We start from the raw sequence: 19,997 nt of genomic DNA on the forward strand, positions 1-19,997 counted from the left end.
GCCTCGCTTATGACCTAAAGCTTATTATTTCCCTTCAACATCGAGGAAAATTTTAGGATCAACTGTATTACCGTATAAAGGTTTTAAAGTTTCATCGTAAATTTTCTGAATTTCACCTGTATCACGTAAATGTTTTATTTCCGTATTCAACCAATTCAATAATTCGACATTGCCTTTTTTCACAGCAGGTGCAATAAAACCTTCATTACCAATTTGCGGAATACCAACAATAAAATTTGGATTTTGAGCAGCCCAAGCCAACGCATAAGTACTATCTTGTGAAATTGCATCACCTCGACCATCTTTTAGTGCGTTAAAAGCATCTGTATTTTGTTCAAATTTCAACAATTTCACTTTAGGATAATTTTTTGTGAAATAACTGTCCGAACTTGAACCTTTATTAACAATTAATGTTTTATTTTCTAAATCTGCAACAGAATTAATTGGGTTTTTCTTTGGCGATGCAATCCCTAAAGATGCTTTCAAATATGGTTCTGCAAAATCTACAACCTCCTTACGTTCAGGTGTTACAGAAAAACTTGCAAACACGACATCTACTTTGTTTGACTTTAAAAACTCAACACGATTTGCCGCTTCGGTGACCACATATTCAATTTTATTTTCATCGCCTAATAAGTCTTTAGCAATATGCTTAGCAACAGCAATATCAAAACCTTGATTTTTTCCTTGGCTATCGACATAACCAAATGGAGGATTATCTGCAAAAACAGCCACACGAATCACATCATTCTTTTTAATTTGTTCGATGCTAGATGTTTGTGAATCTTGCGTGTTTTCGTTATTACCACATGCCGTTAAACCAATTGCTGAAAGCGTTAAACCTGTAGCAAAGATAAGTGATTTTTTAGATATCATTTTAATTTCCTATTCTATTAATAACTTAAAATATTTAAGAACGCCTTAGCACGTTCTGTTTCAGGCTGTTTAAAAAATACATCTGGTGATGCTTCTTCAATAATGTTGCCTTTATCCATAAAAATAATTCTGTCTGCGACCTTTTGAGCAAAACCCATTTCATGGGTCACAATTAACATTGTCATTCCTTCTTGAGCCAAACCCAAAACCACCTCCAAAACCTCACGCACCATTTCAGGATCTAGTGCAGCAGTAATTTCATCCATCAACATGACTTTAGGTTGCATTACCAATGAGCGTACAATGGCAATACGCTGTTTTTGCCCACCCGATAAATTACGTGGATAATCCAATTTTCGATCAAACAACCCAACACGTTTTAATAATGCATCAGCAAATTTTTCTGCCTCTGCTCTTTCACGTTTTTGTGCTTTTAGTGGCCCCAATAAAATATTATCAATCACGTTCATGTGACCGAATAATTCATAATTTTGGAAAACCATACCAATATCTTGACGTACTGCTGTCCAAGCAAGATCTTTCCCTAAAACACCGACATGTTCTAAACGTATTTCTCCAGCTTGAATATCTTCCAGACCATTTAAACAACGTAATAAAGTGCTTTTACCACAGCCCGATGGACCAAGAATAACAACCACCTCACCTTGCTGAACATTCAAATTAATGCCTTTTAAAATCTGGGTATCGCCAAAGCTTTTTTTAAGATCTTTAATTTCTAATAACGACATTTTTATTCCCAAACCTTTTCTAAATAACGTGATAGTAATGACAATGGATAGCAAATTAAAAAATATAAAATAAAGATCAAACCATAAATCCAAAGTGCGGCATTGGGTTCGACCAATAATGAGTTTTCAATAATTTGTTGCCCTACTTTCAAAACTTCAATTACACCAATTAGCACTGCTAAGGAGCTTGTTTTTACCATGCGTGTAAAGAGGTTAATCACCCCTGGGGTAATTCGCTTCAAACTTTGAGGAAATATCACATTAAATAACACTTGAGTTTGGCTTAAACCTAGAGCTAAAGCAGAATCACGCTGATGTTTATCAATAGAGCTTATGCCTGCACGAACTAAATCGCCCATTTCTGCTGTGCCCCATAAAACAAAGACAAAAATACAGACCCAAAATGATGAAAACTGCCAATTAAACCAAGTTGCAAAGCCAAAATAGAAAACAAATAACAAGACGAGAATTGGAATAATTCGAAATACTTCAAGATAAATACGGCATATAATTTTGATGAAGATATTTTTGGAGCTCATGATTACACCAAAAATCGTACCAAGAACTGCTGATAAAATTACTGAAATAAATGCAATTTGAACCGTTTGCCAAAGTCCTAAAAAAATACGCTCTAGGTGACTAGGCTGAAATAAATACTCAAGCCCCATGACTCACCTTTTTACTTCGATATTCCAAATAGCTTGTGAATGCGGACATAGGTAATAAAATAATGAGATATGCACACACCAATAGAAATAAGGCTTCAGTTGTTTTGTAATCCATACCTATTAAGTCTTTGGTCACAAACAATAGCTCTACAATTGCAATTGCACTTAAAATTGAGCTTTCTTTAATAAGAAATAAACAGTTTGCCCCAATGGCAGGAATCGACACACTCATTGCCTGAGGGAAAGTTACATAACGAAAAACCTGTACAGGCTTTAACCCAATACTTTTAGCAGAATCAATTTGCCCTTTTGACACCGATTGTAAACCTGCACGGAATACTTCTGCCATATAACTTCCACCTAAGAAAGTCAGACCAATAATGCCACAAGCAAAACCATCAATTTTAATGCCTATTTTAGGTAAGCCGTAATACAGAAAAAATAGTTGAATCAAGAGCGGCGTATTTCTAGACAACTCTATATAAATAGTAGTAAGCGTATGAAATACAGGAATTTTATATGTTACAAATATGCTTGCAATGAGCCCAACCAAAATAGAAAGAGCAATACTAATCACTGAAATTTCAAGCGTAGTGATTGTTGCCGAATAAAATTGTGGCAACACGCTTTGTATGTAAAGCCAATCCAAAGGGAACATCTCAAAGTGAATAAGAAATATGTTTAGAAATCTAAACTTGGCTATTTTATTCGACAGCTATATCACTAAAAAACAATATAAACATATAAGCTTTTCTAAAAAAACTATTTAACAATATTTCAAAATATTAATTAATAAGAGCTTTTGTAAACTTATTTCTCTTTAGGTAAAATTACATTTCAAGCTGTATCTATCACTTTAATAAAATTATTAAATTTCATTGTTTTATAAAAATTAAAATCTTTATTTTTACAGAAACATTGTCAACTCATCAGTTTTCAACCATTAAACCGAATATCTTATAAAACGCTAAAGTCTGAATAATATATGTTCACATTACTATGCTTAGAGTTCAAAGTCTTATTGTGCAATATACCTAGGTGAATGACTGTTCTAATGTCAAAGCTTAATCAAAAATATTTTTCTAATCTTTATTACAGGTATAAAAAAAGCCCTGATATTATCAGGGCTTTTTGAATTTGGCGGAAGCGGTGAGATTCGAACTCACGGAGGGGGTAAACCCTCGTCGGTTTTCAAGACCGGTGCATTAAACCGCTCTGCCACGCTTCCATGTGCGCCATAATACGGAGCTTTTTACATTATGACAAGAGAAAAAAACACCTAAAGCATTCAAATGAATATTGTTTCACCAAAATAACAAAAAAACCTTATAGTTTGGCTGCTAATTCAGCACCTTCACGTATTGCACGCTTAGCATCTAGCTCTCCTGCAAGCTTTGCACCACCAATAACATGATAATTCGCTAACGTATTTTCACCATCTGTCGGCATAATTTCCTTTACAGACTCTTGTCCCGCACAAACAACCACGGTATCCACACGCAAAAGTTGATCTTGCCCTGCTGTTTCAATCCACAAACCTTCATCTGTAATAGATTTATATTGAACTCCGCGTAACATACGTACATTGTTTTTCTTTAATTGTGCTCTATGTACCCAGCCTGATGTTTTACCCAATCCCGCACCCAACGGTGACGTTTTCCGTTGTAATAAATAAATTTCACGTATAGGTGGGTCAATTTCAGCGCGTACCGTACCACCTTCCGTTATATAGTTCGGATTTGGATCTACACCCCACTCACGTTGCCATTCATGTAAAGGTTGCGGTTGTGCTTGATGTGGTGGTTTCAGTAAAAATTCTGAAATATCAAAACCAATCCCTCCTGCACCAATCACTGCAACTTTATAACCCACTTCTGCGCCACGCAAAACTTCTGCATAAGAAAGTACTTGTGGTAAATCACTCCCTTCAATTTTTAATGCGCGTGGCACAACACCTGTTGCAACAACAACATCATCAAATCCTTCACGTTCTAATTGTTCACGGTTCACTTTTGTATTTAAACGCAGTTCAACACCTGTTTTTTCAAGTTGAACTTTAAAATAACGAATAGTTTCGTGAAATTCTTCTTTACCTGGTACAACTTTCGCTAAATTAAACTGACCACCCACATCTGCACTTGCTTCAAATAACGTAACTTGATGACCTCTGCTTGCTGCCACTGTTGCCGCAGACATACCTGCAACGCCTCCACCCACTACAGCAATTCGCTTTGGTTTTTTCGTTTTTAAATAAACCAATTCTGTTTCGTATGCCGCTTGTGGATTCACCAAACAACTAACACGCTGATTTTTAAATGTATGATCTAAACATGCTTGGTTACAGGCAATACAGGTATTAATTTCATCTACACGATTGGTCGCTGTTTTATTTACCCAAAATGGATCTGCTAATAAAGGTCGTGCCATTTGAATCATATCGGCCTTACCTGAAGAAATAATGTCTTCAGCCGTTTCAGGCATATTAATTCGGTTTGATGCAATGACAGGGATATCTACATGTTTTTTCACTTCTGCCGTGTAATCGACAAATGCTGCACGTGGTACAGAAGTTACGATAGTTGGAATACGTGCTTCATGCCAGCCTATACCTGTATTAAGTAAGGTAATTCCTGCTTCTTCTAATGCTTTTGCTACAGTGATGACTTCATCCATGGTATTGCCATCGTGAACCAAATCGAGCAATGACAATCGGAAGCAAATAATAAATTTATCACCCACTTCTTTACGAATGGCTTTTACAACTTCTACAGCAAAGCGCATACGATTTTCTATTGCACCGCCCCATTGGTCTTCTCGCTGGTTTACATGTCGACTAAGAAATTGATTCAGTAAATAGCCTTCTGAACCCATAATTTCCACACCATCGTAACCTGCTTTTTTAGCTAGATTTGCTGAATTTGCATAATCTTTGATTGTGCTAAGAATCGTTCTTTCACTCATTTTTCGTGGTTTAAATGGTGAAATAGGTGATTTTATTGCACTTGATGACACGACAAAGGGTTGATAGCCATAGCGTCCTGCATGCAGTATTTGTAATAATATTTTTGCACCATGCTTATGTACGGCACGTGTGACGAGTCTATGTGGTACAACATCACCCAAGGTATTCATAGTACCGCCCGCAGGAAGTAACCAACCTTGTCTATTGGGTGAAATTCCACCTGTAATAATTAAGCCTACACCGCCTTTTGCACGTTCACCAAAGTATGCTGCTAGTTTTGGGTAGTTATAAAATCGGTCTTCCAAGCCCGAGTGCATTGAACCCATGACAACTCGGTTTTTAATGGTGGTAAAACCTAAATCTAGTGGTTTTAAAATGTTTGCATAGCTAGTTGTCATGTGGCGTTCCTTTTTAATTTTGGCTTTGCAACTTGTTGCATAATACTTTAGCTGATTTTTCTTTTTTGTTTATGACATTTTTATGCAAATCTGTGAATGTTCGGTCAATTAGAATTAAAACGCCAAAAAGCTCCTTACCTCTATCAGATGAAAAATATATTCCTCAAGAAAAATATGAAGTCATTTCATAACTACCTCTCCCTAACCCTCTCCTATTAGGAGAGGGAATTTACATTGTAAATCTAAGAAATAAAAAAAAGCGTAGCTTTCGCTACGCTAGAGATAGGGCTTTACCACTTTATCGTTATTATAACTTTTGCATTATTTCCAATTTTTCAATTTAGAAGTATGACCAATCCCCACATTAAAACTGTTTGTAGGGTCAAGTTTTTGGTAATGCGTTTTCAACGCAGGCTTTGCCACATATAAATGCCCCACATTATGCTCAGCAGGATATTCCGCGCCACGATCATCCAACAACTTCCACATTTCATGTTCCATTACTAAAGGATCAACACCTTTTTTCACAATATAATCTTGATGGAATACATGGCATAAGAAATGACCGTAATACAGTTTATGAAGGATTTTCTCATCCATCTCTTTTGGCAAAGTTTCAATCCATTGGCGATCATTACGGCGTAACGCAATATCAAGCGCGACAATATCTTCAACTTCTCTCAAATGCGTATCACGGTAACGAATTGCCGCACCTGCCACCGCAAAACGGTGTAAAAATGCTTTACGTCCTTCATCCGCATCACACAAAAAGAAGTTACCTGTTGTATTTGTTTTAAAGTAATTTTCAAAGTACTTCTGTACAAGTTCAACATCCTGATTTTCAATACGAAGAACCAAGTGATGCTCGTATAAATCACGGAATTCATTCATACGTTTTGGTAAATGAGATGGTAAAAACTTCGTCACCAATTGTAGAATTTTATCGCTTAAACCACGTAAACCAAATTTCTGTAAATGACCATCTATCTTATCTTTCATTGCAAATGCAGCCGGCACTTTTGCCGTACCAAATTTTTCAATGAACATAAATGTGTCTTTGCCGTACTCTGCGCCAATATCGTAGGCAACTCGATGAATATACTCACCTGCAATAGGTACATTCGGTAAATCTTTCAATAAAAAACGACGGATTTCAGTCAAATCATCGTGTGAATTTGTACCCACATAAAAAACTTGGCTCGGAATTTTCTCAAAGGTATCTAAACGAACTGCAAATACGCATACTTTCCCTGCCGAACCCGAAGCCTCAAATAAACGTGTTGGATCTGCATTAAAACGTGCAGGTGTGTCTTCATCTACCTGACGCACATCATGTGAATAATGCTGATCCGATGCACAGCGATGTTCTTCTTGTTTCACATCTGTTGATGTGTATTTTTGATGCTGTAGATTTTTTAAAATTTCTTCAGGCGTATCCCCTAAATGAATACCCAAATGGTTGATAAGTTCTAATTGTCCATCATCATTCACGCGTGCATATAAAGCGAGTTCTGTATAAGCAGGTCCACGGCGTACCAAAGCACCACCCGAGTTATTACACACACCGCCAAGCACCGATGCACCAATGCATGACGAACCAATTACTGAATGCGGCTCACGGTTATAGGTTGCAAGTTCTTTTTCTAAAGCATCAAGCGTTGCACCAGGTAAACAAACCACTTGTTTACCGTCTTGAATCACTTGAATTCCAGCTAAACGACGTGTACTTAAAAGCAATACAGGACGATCATATTCTCCAAATGGCGTAGAACCACCTGTTAAACCTGTATTTGCTGCCTGCATAATCACAATAAAATCCGCTTCTACTGCGATTTGAAGTACTTTCCATTGTTCTACCAATGAACCTGGTGCTACAACCGCAAAAACCTCACCCGAACCATAACGTCTCCCCTGACGATATAAACGTGTATCACTGTCATCAGTTAATACATGTTGCTTACCTACAACATCAATTAATTTTTGTAGGGATTGCTGTTGGTTTTGAATCACAGACATACTCAGATTCCTTGAAGACTCTTTACAGTACAATAGGCTTTGATGGGATATGTTTTAGCTCATTCAATCATATTTAAAATGAATACGATTGAATGACAAATGCAATGCCGCTTTTACCGAAATAAAAGCAACGATTATCTAGTTCGTAGAAAGTAAGGTCTTAACCTGCTAACTCACGATCCAACTTCACTAAACAGTCAGATGTAATATCAGCAATCGTTTTTGCACCTGTGAGTGTCATTGCAACACGCATTTCTTTATCCATCAGTTCTAGTAAGTTACTTACGCCTTCACCGCCTGCTGCACCTAAAGCATAAACAAATGCACGACCTAACATACAAGTATCCGCACCCATCGCAAGCATACGCACAACGTCTAAACCGTTACGAATGCCTGAATCTGCAAGAATTTTAATATCGCCTTTTACAGCATCGGCAATTGGAGGTAATGCACGTGCAGAAGATAAAACACCATCCAGCTGACGACCACCATGGTTTGAAACCACAATACCATCGGCACCAAAACGTACAGCATCTTTGGCATCTTCAGGGTCTAAAATCCCTTTAATGACCATTGGACCATCCCAAAATTCACGAATCCACTCTAGGTCTTTCCATGAAATTGATGGATCAAAGTTATTGCCCAACCAACCAATATAGTCTTCCAAACCTGTTGGTTTACCTAAGTATTTTGAAATATTACCTAGGTCATGCGGGCGCCCCATCATCCCTACATTCCATGCCCAATGTGGGTGAAAGCAAGATTGCATATAACGACGCATTGCTGCATTTGGGCCACTCATACCTGAATGTGCATCGCGGTAGCGTGCACCTGGTACTGGCATATCCACCGTAAATACCAATGTAGAACAACCTGCTGCTTTTGCACGTTCCAAGGCATTTTTCATAAACCCGCGATCACGTAGTACATAAAGTTGGAACCACATTGGACGGTTAATTGCAGGTGCAACTTCTTCAATTGGACACACAGATACAGTAGATAAAGTAAATGGAATACCTTTTTTATCTGCTGCTACCGCTGCTTGAACCTCACCACGACGTGCATACATTCCTGTTAAACCCACAGGCGATAATGCAACAGGCATCGAAAGCGTTTCATCAAACAATTGTGTTTCAAGACTTAGCTCTGACATGTCATTGAGTACACGCTGTCTAAGTGCAATTTTTGATAAATCTTCTACATTACGCTTTAGAGTATATTCCGCGTATGCACCGCCATCGATGTAATGGAATAAAAATGGTGGCAAACGACGTCTTGCGGCTTCACGATAATCGTTCGCAGAAGAAATAATCATAATCTTATGTCCTATTTAATCGACTGGCACGTTGACGACGAGCTTCTTCTTCATCAATCATACGTACCCGTTGAACTACAAATTCGATGTGTCCACAAACTGCTTTACGAGCAGCTTCTGGATCTTGGCGTTCAATTGCATCCATCACCTGAAAGTGTTGGTCATACAAAAGCTCAAAATGGCGTGGCGTGCTATAAACTTTACGTCGACCTAACATCACGTTGTATTGCAATAAGTCAAAAATTCCGCGCATCATTTGAATGAGCACTAAATTATGTGAAGCTTCTGCAATAGCTAAATGAAAGTTCGCATCAGCAATAGCAGATTGAGCATCATCACCTAAGGTTTGAAAATGATGAATTTGCTCAAAACAATGACGAATATTTGCAAGATCTTCTGGTGTCGCACGTTGTGCAGCATACCAAGCCGTCCCACCTTCAAGCACCATTCTGGCTTCCTGCACATCTGTTCGATATTCAGGATCTTGATTCATTAAAGTTGTGAGTGGCTCAACAATTAAATTGTGTGACCAATTCACAGGGAGCTGTTGTAAATAATTACCCGCCCCAACTTTACTGACCAATACGCCAGATGCCACCAATTGCTGAATTGCTTCGCGTAGCGAACTGCGAGAAACACCAAGCTTCTCGCATAATTTACGTTCAGCAGGTAAACGCTCTCCAACCTGCATGTTGTTTTCTTCTATTAACAAACGCAGACTTTGCATAACTTTGTTGGAGACTTTCATTTATGATCCTCAATTACCTATCATGGAATCATCCATGGGAACACATAAGCTTGTAGAGTGATAATAATACCGATCATCACAGTGAACGTTATACTGTGTTTCACTGTAAAACGGAATAAATCAGACTCTTTACCAACAAGACCTACAGCCGCACAAGCAATTGCGATAGATTGAGGAGAAATCATTTTTCCTGTTACGCCACCACTCGTATTCGCAGCAACAAGTAATACTTCAGGCACACCAATTTGTTGAGCTGTCGTTGCTTGGAGTGCAGAGAACAAGGCATTTGCAGATGTATCTGAACCTGTTAAGAACACGCCAATCCAACCTAAGAATGGTGAGAAAAATGTAAATGCTTGACCTGTATGTGCAAGTGCCAATGCGAGCGTTGCAGACATACCTGAATAGTTCGCAATAAAGGCAAATGACAACACCATACCAATTGAATAAATAGGTGTTTTAAGTTCACCGACAGTTTCACCAAAAGTTTTTACAGCATCACTCGGCTTCATTTTTAAATAAATAATGGTGATGATTGCAGCAATCATAATTGCTGTACCTGTTGCAGATAACCAGTCAAATTTATAAATGGCATCGTAATCAGTTACATCTGCAACAACAGGTGGCATTTTTTGAATCATTTGATGTAAAAATGGCACTTTAATAGAGATAACAAAATCATTTAAAGGACCACCTTTTACAAATAAATCCTTAAATGGTTTGATACTCCACACAGTAACCATTGCAGTCAGTACAGCAAATGGAGACCATGCTTTTATAATTTGACCTACTGAATAGGTTTTACGTGCAGCTTCAGCAACCGCCACATCTACCTGAGAATCGTGATCTTCAAAACGGAAGATATGCTTGGGTTTCCAACACTTAAGAAGTATCGTTAAACTTACTAATGATGCAATTGCCGCTGTAATATCTGGAAGTTCTGGACCAACAAAGTTAGATGTTAAATATTGAGCAAGTGCAAACGATCCACCACCCACAAAAATTGCAGGCCATGTTTCTTTAACACCGCGCCATCCATCCATAATTGCCATGATCCAAATCAATACAATTGGCACCATGAATGGTAATTGACGACCCACCATTTGGCTGATTTCCATTGTATCTACACCAGAAACCTGACCCGCAACAATAATTGGAATACCCATTGCGCCAAATGCAACAGGAGCTGTATTCACAATCAAGCACAATCCTGCGGCATATAACGGTTTAAATCCTAAACCCACTAAAAGAGCGGCTGTAATTGCAACTGGCGCACCAAAGCCTGCTGCACCTTCTAAGAAAGTACCAAATGCAAAACCGACCAATAGCATCTGTAAACGCTGATCTTCAGTGATCGATAAAATAGAAGAACGAATAATATCGAACTGCCCTGTTTTCACCGAAATTTTATAAAGAAACAATGCACCGATAATAATCCATGCAATTGGCCATAAACCGTATAAAAAACCATAAACAAGTGAAGCGAAAGCCATTTGCGAAGGCATGCCATACGCAAATAAAGAAACAAGTAAAGCTAAAACCACTGTAATTGTTCCAGCAACGCTACCTTTCATACGAAAAACAGCAAGTGCCAAAAAGAAAAATACAATTGGAATTAATGCGACAATACTTGAAATCCAAATATTGCCCATCGGGTCATAAATCTGTTGCCAATTTTGAAGCATTGTCATCTCCTTGAAATGCTTTTGCGTGTTTGCAATCAAAATGGACGTCGTTCAATCGATGACATTGGTCTGACCAATAATAGTTTACCTAAGAATTATTACTGGATATTTTTGCCACAATGGTAATTTCTGTTTCTTTTAAGATCAATATTAAATTTAAATTATATTATTGGTCATACCAATATTGACGCTATTTTTATTTTTATAGCAACTTTTATCAAACAGCATAAAAAATCAAATTATTGTTTTTATTAATTTTATTTCAAATAGGAATTATTCTCACTACATGTCATAAACTTTAGTCTAACCCATATAAAAAGAACAAAAACTCAGTAAAATATTGGTACTAATTTCAACCTTTTGTAGAGCAATGCTTACTAAAATACGCTCTTTAATAAAACCCTCTCATAATAAATATCCTCAATAAACAACATCATAAAAATAAAAGTCACCACTCATAAAAAATCTTTAGATTTTTTTAAAAATTCCTTTTTTTGCGAATCCAAGCTGTTTTAAAGGTGCTACAATATGTAGATAAAGATTCTCCTTGGCCACCAAATATGGTGCCTGTTTTAGAAAGTTAGGATTAACAATGACTGACAATGCAACTATCTTGCAGAATGTACCAGTAGGCAAAAAAGTTGGTATCGCCTTTTCTGGTGGTCTAGATACTTCAGCAGCTCTTTTGTGGATGAAACAAAAAGGTGCAGAACCTTATGCTTATACAGCAAACTTAGGTCAACCAGATGAAGATGACTACGATGCCATCCCTAAGAAAGCAGAAGCTTATGGCGCTGTAAAAGCACGCTTAGTTGATTGCCGCTTACAACTTGCATTAGAAGGTATTGCTGCAATTCAATGTGGCGCGTTCCATATTTCTACAGGTGGCGTTCCATACTTCAACACAACACCTTTAGGTCGTGCAGTAACAGGTACTATGCTTGTTACAGCAATGAAAGAAGATGACGTAAACATCTGGGGCGATGGCTCAACTTATAAAGGTAACGACATTGAGCGTTTCTACCGTTATGGTCTTTTAACTAACCCTGCGCTTAAAATTTACAAGCCGTGGTTAGATCAAACCTTTATTGATGAGCTTGGCGGCCGTGCAGAAATGTCACAGTTCCTCATCGACAACGGTTTTGACTACAAAATGTCAAAAGAGAAAGCATACTCAACAGATTCAAACATGTTAGGTGCAACTCACGAAGCAAAAGATCTTGAATACCTGAATGCGGGTATCAAAATCGTAGACCCAATCATGGGCGTTGCGTTCTGGAAAGACGAAGTTGAAATCAAACCTGAAGAAGTATCTATTACTTTTGAAGAAGGTTTCCCTGTTGCAATCAACGGTCAACGTATCGAAGATCCAGTAGAGTTTATTCTTGAAGCGAACCGTATCGGTGGTCGTCATGGTTTAGGTATGTCTGACCAAATCGAAAACCGTATTATCGAAGCTAAATCTCGTGGTATTTACGAAGCTCCGGGTATGGCACTTCTTCACATCGCTTATGAGCGTCTTGTGACAGGTATTCATAACGAAGATACAATCGAACAATACCGTATTAATGGTTTACGTTTAGGTCGTCTTCTTTACCAAGGTCGTTGGTTCGATTCTCAAGCGCTTATGCTTCGTGAAACTGCTCAACGCTGGGTAGCTAAAGCTGTAACAGGTACAGTTACTTTAGAACTTCGTCGTGGTAATGATTACACAATCATGAACACTGAATCTGAAAACCTCACATACGAAGCTGAACGCTTAACTATGGAAAAAGGTGATTCAATGTTCTCTCCAATGGATCGTATTGGTCAATTGACTATGCGTAACTTGGATATTACAGATACTCGCGCTAAATTAGGTATTTATACAAATACTGGTTTATTGGCTGTAGGTACAGGTTCTGCTGTTCCTCAACTAAAAGACAAAAACAAATAAGTTTGTTTAATGTCAAAAAAACCGCTCCTATGAGCGGTTTTTTTATGTGTGATTTACTATTAATCCACTAAAAATAAATCCAATATATACATCTCAAAACCATCAACTTCTCTTTTAAAATAAAAAAATTATCACAAACACAAAAGAAATTTTAATTGCTTAAATTACACTCAAAAAATTAGCAAATATTTACTTAAATCTATCTCTTTATTCATTTTTGCGGTTACCAATTTAACCCTATTTCGATTATCATTTATTTTATTTTTTAGTAAGAATTATTTTGAATACGATAACCTTGCTTCAGCCTGATGATTGGCATGCTCATTTACGTGATGGACTCGCTTTAGAACGTACAGTACCCGATCTTGCAAAACAATTTTCTCGTGCAATCTGCATGCCCAACTTAGTTCCACCCGTTAAAACAGTGGAGGAAGCGGAAGCATATCGTAGTCGTATTATGGCACATGTGCCTGAAGGGATTGAATTTGACCCTCGTATGGTGCTGTACTTTACAGATCAAACTTCACCAAAAGAAATCTTAAAAATTAAGAAATCTGAACATGTAAATGCCATCAAACTCTATCCTGCTGGCGCAACCACCAATTCAGATAACGGTGTAAGCGACATTAGCAAAGTTTATTCGGTTATTGAACAACTTGAAAAACATCAAGTTCCATTGCTATTGCATGGCGAAGTAACACACAATCATGTTGATATTTTTGATCGTGAGAAACGCTTCTTAGATGAAGTACTTTCACCACTCATGAAACAATTTCCTGGTTTAAAACTTGTTTTAGAACACATTACAACAAGTGAGGCTGCAAACTTTGTTTTAGAGCACGACCGTAATGTTGCTGCCACTATTACACCTCAGCACTTATTGTTTAATCGTAATGACATGCTTGTTGGCGGTGTTAAACCACATTTTTATTGCTTGCCAATTTTAAAGCGCCAAACACATCAGCAAACACTATTAGAAGTGGCAACAAGTGGGAATCCTAAGTTTTTCTTAGGAACGGATAGCGCCCCTCACTCTAAAAATGCTAAAGAGAATGCATGTGGTTGTGCAGGATGTTATAGTGCGCCTACTGCTATTGAACTTTATGCTCAAGCCTTCGATCAAGTTGGTAAAATTGATCGATTAGAAGGTTTTGCTAGCCATTTCGGTGCAGACTTCTATGGTCTTCCACGCAATACCAACACCATTACATTGGTAAAAGAAGACCAAATTATCCCTGAAAGTTTAGACTATTTGGATGGTGAAAAAATTGTCCCTCTTTATGCGGGCAAAACGATCCAATGGAGAAAATTGTGACAGACGAAACTCTACCAATCATTGGTCAGCGTTTCCGTGGCTTCCTACCTGTTGTTGTCGATGTAGAAACAGCAGGTTTCAATTCACAGACCGATGCATTATTAGAAATCGCAGCTATTCCCATTATTTACAATGCGGAAGGTCAATTTGTTCCGGGTGAAGCGTATCACGCACACATTAACCCATTTGAAGGTGCAAATTTAGACCGTAGATCTTTAGACTTTATTGGTATAGATCCATTCAACCCTATGCGCGTTGCAATGGCTGAAGATGAAAAGTCTGCATTAAAGCGTATTTTTAAAGCTGTAAATGAAGTACGTCGCCAACAGAACTGCACGCATGCTGTTTTAGTTGGACATAATGCACATTTCGATTTAGGTTTTGTACAAGCAGCTATTGCACGTACAGGAACAAAAAACCAAAACCCATTCCACAGTTTTTCTGTGTTTGATACAGTTACTTTAAGTGCTGTAATGTTTGGTCAAACCGTTCTTGCAAAATCTTGCATTCAAGCGGGTATTGAATTTGATGGTAAAGAAGCACACTCTGCTCTTTATGACACTCAAAAAACGGCTGAACTTTTCTGCTTTATTTTGAATAAACTTGCTCCACATTTAGCAGATACGCTTTTTACAGAACAATAATCTATCCAAATTTAAAAACCTCCCGACCATTAATATGTTTTTTATCTAAACAATATTGATCGTTTGGGAGGTTTTTTATATGTACTAATTATATACGTCTAACAACAAAATCAAGCTTCATATAAAAAAACAATAAATAAAATCGGTTTTTCATATTGTAAATAATTCTCATTTGCATTGATTTTGTTTATTTATTTAATGATAATCACTCTCATTGTTATTTTAATTATTTATCCCCTATGTCATTTTCTCGTAACCCGCTTAGCTTTGCTATATTTTCTATTCTTAGCACTTCAATTTACGCTGAATCTATAACAGACACATTAGATAAAAACACTCCCCAAACATCAGTTACCTTAAATACTATTTCATTAAAAGCAGAAAATGAAAATGAAGTGGGAAAAACCATATATACAAAAGAACAGTTACAAAATATGCCCAATGGCAAAAAAACAATTGCCGAGTTTTTAAAAACAAATACCAATGTACAATTTCAAAGAGATGCTTTAAGTAGTGCAGATCAAGCATCTCTTTCGCCCGAAAAAATATCTATTAATGGTGCAAAATTTTACGACAATAAATTTATTGTCAATGGTGTGAATACTAGCAACACTCTAGATCCCGTTGGTCGTGCAGACAATTATCTATATGGTGCACCTAGCCAAGCACAAACAGCCAATATCAATACTGATCTACTTTGTGAATTAGAAGTTATTGACAGCAATGCCAGTGCTGAACATGGTGATTTTATGGGAGGAGTTATTTCCGCAAAAACATGTGCCCCAAAATCAGAAATTGGTAAAGTTCATGGTACTTTGAGTTATGACTATACAACTGATGCTTGGTCACGTTTCAATTATGTAGATCAACAAGAGTATGATGATTCAGAAGAAATCCCGACAACAATATCAACTAATAAATACCATAAAGAATATGTAACACAAGGAATTAGCGCTAACTTATACACGCGGCTCAATGAGCAATTTGGCATAAATGCTATTTTTAGCCGCCGTACTTCCGACTTACCATTAACTAGTTTATTTAACCCTAAAAAAGAACTCGATACTCAACAAAAGAATGAGAATATTGGTTTTACACTTTATTACACCCCATCAAAAAATCATAACTTCCAATTTGGTATTGAAAATTATCAATATGATAAAAATGGATTTATGACTCGTAGTATAAATTCAGATTACAATCTTGTTACAAAAACCAATACCTTTAGAATTGGAGCTACACACAAACTAGATCGAGCAACAATAGAACAAAATTTAAACTACAGAAATTCCGAATATCAACGTCAACAAGCACAAGATTATTATGTTCTATGGACACGTTTAGAAGGTTCAAAAGACTGGTTAGATAATTCAACATCACAATTTGATGGTAATGTTGGTGGCGACATTAAAACCATGCAGAGCAGTTTAAATTACGATATCAAAGCAAGTTTTTTACCATTACAATGGGGAGAAACACAACACACATTTAAAACAGGTATTAACTATCAACATAATAAAGCCTCTTTAGAACGTGAAAGCAGTTATGCGCAATTTACTGGTCGAAAGATGCAAAATGGCTTAGTTTGTGCTACCGGTGATATTTTATGTACATCAGTACTTAACAATAATAACATTGAAGGACAATACATCACCTCTGGCCAGTATTATCAAGCTGGAAAGTATGATGTACGCCAAGACAAAGGTGCTATTTTTCTAGAAGACAAAATAAATTGGAAAAATTTTACAGGTATTCTTGGTGTTCGAGCTGATTATGAAAGCTTAACTTCTAATTTAAATATTGCTCCTCGCAGTTATTTTGAATACAAACCCTTTTCAAATGAATTACTAAAAATCGGTACAGGTTTTAATCGCTATTATGGTGTAACCTATTTAAATACAGAACTTGATTATACTGGTTATGAAGGTCGAGGGAATTTAACTCGCTCAACAACCAATTATAATACTAATTGGGATTCTGAGAATAATTATGGCTGGGTTTACAAAGCTAATAGTAATGTTGGTGGTGTCGCACCAACTGACCTTAATACACCTTATAGTGATGAAAAATTATTTGCAGTTGGAACACAATTTAATAATATTGCCTTAGGTTTTAAATGGGTCAATCGCGAATTCAATGACCAAATTCGCACTAGTGCAACAACACCACGTATCTTTACCAATCAATATGGTGGTACAGCAGATACATATACTATCAGCTTGTCAAATATCACACCGTTTCGATTTGGAAATACTCGACATAAATTAAATCTAGGACTTAGCTTTGTAAAGCAAGATACATATACACCAAGTTATAGCTCAACCGATACAGATAATGATAAATATGTCTACCTAAATGGCAAGGTTTATGTTTTCGGAGAACTACCAACTAAAGATGCTCCATTTACAGCAAGGTTGAATTGGTTAATTGAAGGAACTAATCTTCCATGGAAACTAGACAACTTTTTCTACTATCGTTCACCAACAACATACAACATGAAAACAACTGAAAAAATTACAGTAGGTGAACATAAAGATATTGCCATTTATACAGCAGAAAAATTTTCGAGCAAATTTAACTGGGACGCACGATTAACTTACGATTGGGCTATAAAAAAAGACCAGCAACTAAGTTTTGGTATCACGGTAAATAATATTTTAAACAAGCATAACAAAGCGACCGACAGTGATGGTATATTATATTCTGAAGAAGGGCGTCGCTTCATTGCCGATATTACCTTTAAGTTTTAATCTGAATTAAAGAGCCTTTGAGGCTCTTTTCTTTTTTATCATTCATTCAAATCACCTACTCATTCATCATCAGAAAAACCTGATTTACGTGATTATTAACGCTTCTTATACTCAAATAACACTCTTCACCCCTCTCCTCAATTATGCAATCTCCCTCTCGATCGTCTCAGCACAAGCCTGCTGACGATAGCTCCCCTATGCTTAAACGCGCTATGACCTCACGTCACCTAATCATGTTGTCATTAGGCGGTGCAATTGGTACTGGCTTATTTATGGGTTCAGGACAAGTTATTTCCCAGGCTGGACCTCTTGGTGCTGTGCTTGCCTATATTATTGGTGGCTTAATTGCCTATATGGTGATGCTCTGCCTAGGTGAACTTGCAGTTCATCTCCCTGTATCTGGATCTTTTGGTGCATTTGCAACTAACTATATTGGTCCTGGTACAGGTTATATGGTCTCTTGGATGTACTGGCTAGGTTGGTCGGCAACCCTCGGAACAGAATTCACAGCAGCAGCAATCCTCATGCAAGAATGGTTTCCTCAAACATCCGTCTGGTTATGGACACTCATTTTTGCAACTGGCGTACTTATTTCAAACTTAAGCTCAACACGTACATTTGCAGAATCTGAATTTTGGTTATCATTTATTAAAGTAGCAACCGTGCTTTTATTTATTATTCTTGGTTTTGCTTGTATTTTTGGTGTTATTCCATTTCAAGGATATGAATCAGCACCACTTTTTAGCAACTTAACCGAACATGGTTGGCTACCTAATGGTCTAATTCCTCTTTTCACAACACTATTAATTGTAAACTTTGCATTTAATGGTACAGAGATGATTGGTATTGCCGCAGGTGAAACTGAAAATCCAGAAAAAAATATTCCTAAAGCTATCCATGCTGCAGTTTGGCGTTTAATTATTTTCTTTGTAGGTACCATTATTGTTATTAGTTCACTACTAACCTACACCAGTACAGGATTACAAGTCGGTGGTCATGGTGGTTTAAGCAGTAGCCCTTTCGTTTCTGTATTCACTCAAATGGGAATTCCATACGCTGAAGACTTTATTCGTTTTGTGATTATTACTGCATTATTATCGACTGCAAACTCAGGTTTATATGCCGCATCACGTATGATGTGGGCACTTTCCGCTCAGAAACAATTACCTCAAATTTTCTCAAAATTATCTAAATCTGGTATTCCTGTTTTAGCTGTTTTAGTCACAATGATTGGTGGCTTACCTGGCTTATTATCTGAACAATTTGGTGCAGATGTCATCTTTAAAAACCTCATGGGAGTTGCCGCATTTACCATGGTTATTGTGTGGATGAGTATTTGCTGGAGTCAATTTAATTTCCGTCGCCAATGGTTAAAGCAAGGTCACAGTATTACTGAATTAAAATTCCGTACTCCTTTGTTTCCACTTGTACCGATTGTAGGTTTTGCATGTTGCACATTAACAGGCTTAAGTATGGCTGCAGATCCTGAAATGCTTTCAGGCTTTATTGGTTGCCTAATTTTTATGAGTCTATGCTATGTCGCATATTATGGGCTATATCATAAGAAAGTTTAAAATATTAAGCGCAATTTTCGAATTGCGCTTTTTTCAAAAAAACTACTTATCTACTGGTCTAAATAAGCATATAAATTAATTCACTTTTAAAATATTTACCAAAAATTATACAAACAGATTATTTTTAGCCAAATAACGAGATTTGTCGTTTGACACTCTGTTTAAAACCCCATAATATAGCCATCACCTCAAAACGTCCCTATCGTCTAGAGGCCTAGGACATCGCCCTTTCACGGCGGTAACCGGGGTTCGAATCCCCGTAGGGACGCCATATATCGCATCATGCGATCACTCGTTATACAAAATTCTTATAATTTAATTGCAGATTTGTAGTTTTTCACTACAATGGATCGCTTCTTTT

14 protein-coding genes and 2 tRNA genes are annotated in these 19,997 nt (G+C 37.1%); 6 read left to right on the forward strand and 10 right to left on the reverse strand.

Going from position 1 to position 19,997, the window contains the following annotated elements:
- Positions 1-24 precede the first annotated feature (24 nt).
- The 10 genes from AC5YDH_RS04245 to lldP all read right to left on the reverse strand — a co-directional run bounded on the left by AC5YDH_RS04245 (position 25) and on the right by lldP (position 11,423).
- On the reverse strand, positions 25-876 hold the full coding sequence (locus AC5YDH_RS04245) for a transporter substrate-binding domain-containing protein (protein WP_496117062.1): 852 nt from the start codon (positions 874-876) through the stop codon (positions 25-27).
- Between the two features lie 17 nt (positions 877-893).
- Positions 894-1,625 (reverse strand): amino acid ABC transporter ATP-binding protein, encoded by a 732-nt coding sequence (locus tag AC5YDH_RS04250; RefSeq protein ID WP_496117064.1) that lies wholly within the window; start codon positions 1,623-1,625, stop codon positions 894-896.
- A gap of 2 nt (positions 1,626-1,627) precedes the next feature.
- Complete coding sequence (locus tag AC5YDH_RS04255; RefSeq protein ID WP_496117066.1) at positions 1,628-2,293, reverse strand: amino acid ABC transporter permease; 666 nt, start codon at positions 2,291-2,293, stop codon at positions 1,628-1,630.
- Complete coding sequence (locus AC5YDH_RS04260; protein WP_496117068.1) at positions 2,283-2,942, reverse strand: amino acid ABC transporter permease; 660 nt, start codon at positions 2,940-2,942, stop codon at positions 2,283-2,285. Before AC5YDH_RS04260 ends, AC5YDH_RS04255 begins: the two co-directional genes overlap by 11 nt.
- Positions 2,943-3,431: 489 nt before the next feature.
- Positions 3,432-3,521, reverse strand: a tRNA-Ser gene (locus AC5YDH_RS04265).
- A 98-nt stretch (positions 3,522-3,619) separates the two neighbouring features.
- Positions 3,620-5,653 (reverse strand): oxidoreductase, encoded by a 2,034-nt coding sequence (locus AC5YDH_RS04270; RefSeq protein WP_496117070.1) that lies wholly within the window; start codon positions 5,651-5,653, stop codon positions 3,620-3,622.
- A 321-nt stretch (positions 5,654-5,974) separates the two neighbouring features.
- Positions 5,975-7,669, reverse strand: a complete 1,695-nt coding sequence (dld, locus tag AC5YDH_RS04275) for a D-lactate dehydrogenase (RefSeq protein WP_496117072.1) — start codon at positions 7,667-7,669, stop codon at positions 5,975-5,977.
- 160 nt (positions 7,670-7,829) lie between these two features.
- Complete coding sequence (lldD, locus tag AC5YDH_RS04280; protein ID WP_496117073.1) at positions 7,830-8,984, reverse strand: FMN-dependent L-lactate dehydrogenase LldD; 1,155 nt, start codon at positions 8,982-8,984, stop codon at positions 7,830-7,832.
- 4 nt (positions 8,985-8,988) lie between these two features.
- The gene (lldR, locus tag AC5YDH_RS04285; RefSeq protein ID WP_496117075.1) at positions 8,989-9,732 is read right to left on the reverse strand and encodes a transcriptional regulator LldR; all 744 of its coding nucleotides are present in this window, start codon (positions 9,730-9,732) and stop codon (positions 8,989-8,991) included.
- A 20-nt stretch (positions 9,733-9,752) separates the two neighbouring features.
- Complete coding sequence (lldP, locus tag AC5YDH_RS04290) at positions 9,753-11,423, reverse strand: L-lactate permease (protein WP_496117077.1); 1,671 nt, start codon at positions 11,421-11,423, stop codon at positions 9,753-9,755.
- Positions 11,424-12,009: 586 nt separating this feature from the next.
- Here lldP and argG point away from each other — a divergent pair.
- From argG to AC5YDH_RS04320, 6 genes are all read left to right on the forward strand, one after another.
- Positions 12,010-13,353 carry an argininosuccinate synthase gene (argG, locus tag AC5YDH_RS04295; protein WP_496117079.1) on the forward strand — a complete coding sequence of 448 codons (1,344 nt, stop codon included), beginning with the start codon at positions 12,010-12,012 and terminating at the stop codon, positions 13,351-13,353.
- Between the two features lie 280 nt (positions 13,354-13,633).
- A complete protein-coding gene (pyrC, locus tag AC5YDH_RS04300; protein WP_496117081.1) occupies positions 13,634-14,668 on the forward strand; it encodes a dihydroorotase in 1,035 nt (344 codons plus the stop codon).
- Positions 14,653-15,312, forward strand: coding sequence for a ribonuclease T (rnt, locus tag AC5YDH_RS04305; protein ID WP_496117083.1), 660 nt, complete (start codon positions 14,653-14,655; stop codon positions 15,310-15,312). Before pyrC ends, rnt begins: the two co-directional genes overlap by 16 nt.
- A 239-nt stretch (positions 15,313-15,551) precedes the next feature.
- The gene (locus tag AC5YDH_RS04310; protein WP_496117085.1) at positions 15,552-18,062 is read left to right on the forward strand and encodes a TonB-dependent receptor plug domain-containing protein; all 2,511 of its coding nucleotides are present in this window, start codon (positions 15,552-15,554) and stop codon (positions 18,060-18,062) included.
- 143 nt (positions 18,063-18,205) lie between these two features.
- On the forward strand, positions 18,206-19,636 hold the full coding sequence (locus tag AC5YDH_RS04315) for an amino acid permease (RefSeq protein ID WP_496117087.1): 1,431 nt from the start codon (positions 18,206-18,208) through the stop codon (positions 19,634-19,636).
- A gap of 195 nt (positions 19,637-19,831) precedes the next feature.
- Positions 19,832-19,907, forward strand: a tRNA-Glu gene (locus tag AC5YDH_RS04320).
- The last annotated feature ends 90 nt before the right edge of the window (positions 19,908-19,997 follow it).

The sequence above is a fragment of the Acinetobacter sp. FY683 genome (assembly GCF_059515885.1).